Source organism: Mycobacterium sp. shizuoka-1 (assembly GCF_002723835.1).
Classification (GTDB): domain Bacteria; phylum Actinomycetota; class Actinomycetes; order Mycobacteriales; family Mycobacteriaceae; genus Mycobacterium.
This window is the reverse complement of the sequence record NZ_BEWG01000063.1, coordinates 1,344-6,132: the sequence shown is the minus strand read 5'-3', so window position 1 is coordinate 6,132 and position 4,789 is coordinate 1,344. Positions and strand designations below refer to the sequence as shown.

Sequence of the window (4,789 nt, the reverse complement as noted above, 5' to 3'; positions counted from 1 at the left end):
GTGTTTGGTAACCACACCGATACCGGAGGTCCTCACCTACTTCCGCTCACCACGCCGTTCACAACCTGTCTGGGAGTTACAGCTAGGGCCGGATTGATCGCCACCGTTTCGGCCACCCGACCCTGGAAACCGGCTGCGTCGGCGCGGTCTTGCGGCGTCGAACCGTCAGACCCGATATCACCGTTGAGGTCGCGATTGTTCAGCACATCCCGGGCGTGCCATTCGGCGGCACGTTGCAGTTGCGGGATGATCGTGACGTCGTTGGTGCAGCCTGCCTGGTGCTGAATGGTGTACACGTTGGCGACCACCGCGTCGTTGAGTCGTTTGTTGTCGCCGTGTGCGATCGGCATGCCAACCACAGCACCGACGGCGACGACCACCACGGCCGGCACGGTCAACAGCAAATGCCGCATGTTCATCTCCTCGACGTCAGCCGTCATCTCTAGGCGGCGGCCAGTCGTGTGCAGCCGAGTTCCTCAGGCGCCAGATCAACGCCGGGCAGAGTTCGTTGACCGACTGGGTGATCAGATAGGAGGCCTGATAGTCGTCGGCGGTGTGGAAATCAGCCTGCAGATCGCCGATAAGCTGCCCGTAGCCTTCGCCGCCGGACAGCTTGTCGCAAATGCCGTAACCGTAGCCTAAGGCCGCGTCGGCGTTCGGAAAGCCGTAGCCGGGCCGCACGGTCACGTTGACCAGATAGGCCACCGGGTCGGCATGAGCGTGAGGTGCCTGCGCAGTTGCCACACCGAGCCCTGCCGCCCAGCACATCGCCATGCATACGGTCTGAATGTTGCGCGGCGCTGTGAATCGAACCCCGATCATGTTGTCAAATCGGCTCGAATTGGGAAATGAGCCATCGGCCATCGTGTTTGTCCAGCGTCACTCGCACGCATGAGGTGGTGCTGGTGGGTGCGTCCGTGCCGACGATGACGGTCTGGTTGACAAAAACAAGGACGACCGCGTGGTTCGCGGTGGCCGACACCGACGCCGCGGCCGGAACGTTGGCGACCGCGGAGATCTGTTTTTGCTTCGCCCCGGGGATCACCACGTCATGTGTTAGCGAGGCATAGGAATCCTTGAATTGTCCTGTCAGTCGGTTTTGGGCGGCGGTCAGATCCTTCTCGGCGGTGTCGGGCTTGTAGGACAGCATCGTGATTGTTCCGTCGGTGGCGGCCCGCACGGACTCGACGCTGGCAAGCTGGGCCTCACGCAGGGAACCGACCTGCCATTTCAGCCCGCCGGCGGCCGCGGCCAGCAGCAGCGCGAGGCCGGGCAGCATCCCGTAGGCGAGCACACGTGACCAGCGGATGCTTCGTTTCATCGTAGCCGGCGTGTGCTCGCAGTCGTCCTCGGTCGCGGTGGGTGTTTCCTGGGCCGAGTCGGTGTCGGTGGGATCGCCGGTACGACGCGATTTCGGCCACCTCACGGCACGAACTCCACGTTAGACACCTTGGGCTGATCGCCGACTTGCTGCACGAAGATGCGCATCCGCCAGGCCCGTGGCCGTTGGTCGGGCACAGCGGCATTCGTCGTCTTGACGGTCACGGCGACGAGCACCTGGGCGGTGCCCGCGGTCTTCGACTCCAGCGCGGCCTCGGTGACCGTGCCGATGGTGGTCGATTTGGTCTGTTTGACCACGGCGATGAACGGCTGTGATCGCTTCGTGAAGTCGTCGTAGAACTGCCCGGTTGCCCCGTCGATGATGCGGCGCACATCGGCGTCGGCGTTCTGCCAATCGATCGTCGTCAGGTTCAGCGCCGCCTGCCTGCCCACCTGCACATACGCATTTCGCTCGGTCTGCGCCTCGTGCAGGTGGTGGAGACGAAATCCCAGCCATCCCGCCAGCGTCGCCAGCGCGATGACGACGGCCACCCCTACCAGCATCGCGGCCCGCAGCGGCGAGCGGGTCGTCCTCGGCTCGCCCGGGGGTGCGGTGTGTGTGTCCTTGCCGTCGGGTCCGCTGCTGGCGTCTTCGGCGGTGCCGGCATCGCCGCCATGCGTCGGTTCAGCACCGATCGGCGCGGACGCGGCGCGTTCATCCGGCATGAGCGTCGAGGTGCGGCCGGCGGTTCTCAGCTGCCCGGTGGTGTCAGCATCGTCTGCCACGTCTTCTCCTTCGGGCCGGTCTGCGCGAGGTCGGATTGGGTGTATTGCTGGCCATCGGGTCCGATGTAGGTGCCCGTGGCGGGGTCGTACTGGGCGGCCGCTACCGGTGGTGGGGGTGGGCTCACGGCAGCGGGAGGCGGCGCTCCGGTCGGCGGTGATCCGGGAGCTCCCTGGGGGATGTCCTGCCCGGACAGGGTGGCGTTGGGGTCGCCCTTCCAGTTGAAGCCGTCGTTGAGCGGCACATACTGCTCGTCGCTTTCGCACATTCGCACCGTGGGTGCGCGTTTGCCGGGGACGGTCTCGCAGGGGATGTTGCGCGCTCCGCGGACGTTGAACGGTGAATCTTGGGGCACCCGGCAGTACACGTCGCCGGCGGGACGCTCCGGGCTGTCCTCGAAGGACGGTGGACGCCGTTGCTGGGTGGGTAGGAATCCGGTGGTGCAGGCCGGTGGGAGGTTGATGTTGAGGTTGAAGCTGATCCACTCGCCACGGTAGTCCTGCTTGGTGTTGGCGTTGGCGACGACACTTCCGCCGCGGATCGCTGCGGCTTGCGGCAGCAGCACGAGGAGTTGTTCGAGGTCGTTTCGGTAGGTGAGGGCGACCTGGCCGACGCTGACCAGGTTGGCCAGCAGGATCGGCAAGGTCGGCTGGAACCGCTCGAAGAGTTGTCGCACCTCGCCGGCGGCGGGGCCGCCGTGGTCGATGATTCCGGCCACCGCGTTGTCATGGGTTTGCAGTTCGGCGGTGACCGTGGCCAGGTTGGCCGCCCATGCCTGGATCGCATCGGAGGTATCGGTCTGCGAGTCGAGCACCGGCTGGGACTGGTCGATCAGCGACGTCAGTGAGTCGAGGTTGGCGCGGGCGTCGATCGACAGCCGGGTGGAGGCCCTGACCAGCCGGGCCAGTTCTGGGCCCAGCCCGCCGACGGCGGTGTATGCCTCGTCTACGGCGGTGTTGAGGTTATCCCGCGGTATCGCCCGCAAGCCGGTGTTGACGGCGGTGAGCAGCTTGTTGATGTCAGGTGGCACGGAGGCGTCCCGCAGCGGGATGACGTCGCCGTTCTTTAGCGGCGGTGCGGTGTCACTGCGGGGCAGCAGGTCGACATATTGTTCACCGATCGCCGACTGGCTGTGTACCTCAGCTTTGACGTCGGAGGGGATGTCGATGCCGGATTTGAGCGACAGCACCGCGGCCACACCGGTGTCGGTGAGGTGCACCGACTGCACCCGCCCCACTTCGGTGCCGCGGTAGGTGACGTTGCCGGTCGCATACAGCCCGCCGGTCTGCGGCAATTCCATCGTCACCGTGTACCGGCCGACACCGAAGAGCTTGGCCGGCAGCTTCATGACGTGCAGCGTCATCAACGAGATCACGACGACGGCAAGCACCGTCAAGATGGCCAGCTGAACCTTCACGCGTTTGTGCAAATACATTTAGCGTCCCTGGTCCCAGCGGTACGGAATGATCAGCGGGTTGGATTGGGTGTAGGGGCTCGGGAGTTGCCCGATGGTGCGGCCCCATTGCAGCTCCAGCTCGGTGAGGTTGCCCTCCCAGCGCGTACCGGTGAAGAGCGCAGAGTCGATGCGGCTGAGCGTGAGGTCAACGATCAGGCTGAGGTTGCCGTAGTCGCCGCGCATCCACTTCTCGACGGTTTCGTTGGGGAACGGATAGGTCGTGTAGAGGCTGAGCGCACGTGTCAGGCTGGGGCCGGCGTTGGCCAGCGCTTCCAACACCGGCCCGATGTCCTTGAGTTCCTTGACCAGATTTTCTTTGGTCTGGTTGACCGTGTCGACGGTCAGTGCGCTGAACTTGCCGAGCTGATCGGCGGCCTCGATGAGGTTGTCCCGCTCGCTGTTGAGCTCGGCCAGCGCATCGGGGATTTTGCGCAGCGCGGTGTCGAGAACGGGTTTGTTGTCGGCGAACTTGCCGACCAGGGTGTTGAGGCTGTCCGTGGCCGCGATGATGTCACCGGTCTGGTCATTGGTGAGGGTGGCGAATTTGTCGAGTTGCTCGATCATGCTGCGCAGGTCGTGTTCACGCCCCCGGAACGCGGTGGAAAACGCCCGGGTGATGTCCTGGACTTGGCCCAGTCCGCCGCCGTTGAGCAGCATGGAGATCGCGGCCAGGGTCTGTTCGGTGGTCGGGTAGGCTCCCCCGCGCGCCAACGGGATCAGCGATCCGTCACGCAGTTTGCCGTCCGGTGGCGCGTCCGCTGGCGGGGCGAGCTCGACGTGCAGCGAACCCAGCAGGCTGGTTTGGCCGAGCTTGGCGGTCGCGTTGGCGGGCAGGTCGACGTCGCCGTTGAGCCGCATGCTCACCAGGGCATGCCAGCCTTGACGCTCGATTCTCGTCACGGTGCCGACGGTCACGTCACCGACCTGCACGCGGGAGTTCGGTTGGATATTGCTGACCTCGGGCATCTGCGCCTGCACGACGAAGGAACCCGGCCCGGCGCCCTCGGTGCCGGGCAGTGCAAGCGAGTTCAGCCCGCGCCAGCCGCAGCCGGGCAGCCCGGCCAGCGTGAGGATGATGAGCAGTTTCACCGCGACGCGGGAGGATTGTCGCGCTGTCATGAGCCGCCTCCGGGGGGGACCATGAGGCCGGGGAGGCCATCGGATGGGTTGGTGGTGACCGGCGTGGGCGGCGCGGCGGCATCCGGCGCAGCAGCCTCGGCGGCCAGCGG

6 protein-coding genes and 1 pseudogene are annotated in these 4,789 nt (G+C 65.7%); all 7 read right to left on the bottom strand.

Features of this window, described 5'->3' with window-relative positions:
• Nucleotides 1-56: 56 nt before the first annotated feature.
• A pseudogene (locus tag MSZK_RS18980) lies at nucleotides 57-419 on the bottom strand (CAP domain-containing protein); the annotation flags it as partial.
• Nucleotides 420-429: 10 nt separating this feature from the next.
• The gene (locus tag MSZK_RS18975; protein ID WP_047040178.1) at nucleotides 430-774 is read right to left on the bottom strand and encodes a DUF732 domain-containing protein; all 345 of its coding nucleotides are present in this window, start codon (nucleotides 772-774) and stop codon (nucleotides 430-432) included.
• Nucleotides 775-826: 52 nt separating this feature from the next.
• Nucleotides 827-1,426: a hypothetical protein gene (locus MSZK_RS18970; RefSeq protein WP_232530501.1), complete on the bottom strand. Its 600-nt coding sequence runs from the start codon at nucleotides 1,424-1,426 to the stop codon at nucleotides 827-829.
• The gene (locus tag MSZK_RS18965) at nucleotides 1,423-2,106 is read right to left on the bottom strand and encodes a hypothetical protein (protein ID WP_047040148.1); all 684 of its coding nucleotides are present in this window, start codon (nucleotides 2,104-2,106) and stop codon (nucleotides 1,423-1,425) included. Before MSZK_RS18965 ends, MSZK_RS18970 begins: the two co-directional genes overlap by 4 nt.
• Nucleotides 2,073-3,539 (bottom strand): MCE family protein, encoded by a 1,467-nt coding sequence (locus tag MSZK_RS18960; RefSeq protein ID WP_047040150.1) that lies wholly within the window; start codon nucleotides 3,537-3,539, stop codon nucleotides 2,073-2,075. The genes MSZK_RS18965 and MSZK_RS18960 overlap by 34 nt, the downstream gene beginning before the upstream one ends.
• Nucleotides 3,540-4,679 (bottom strand): virulence factor Mce family protein, encoded by a 1,140-nt coding sequence (locus MSZK_RS18955; RefSeq protein ID WP_047040152.1) that lies wholly within the window; start codon nucleotides 4,677-4,679, stop codon nucleotides 3,540-3,542.
• A partial coding sequence (locus tag MSZK_RS33600) for a hypothetical protein (protein WP_371411362.1) occupies nucleotides 4,676-4,789 on the bottom strand: 114 nt, incomplete at its 5' end. The genes MSZK_RS33600 and MSZK_RS18955, both read right to left, overlap by 4 nt.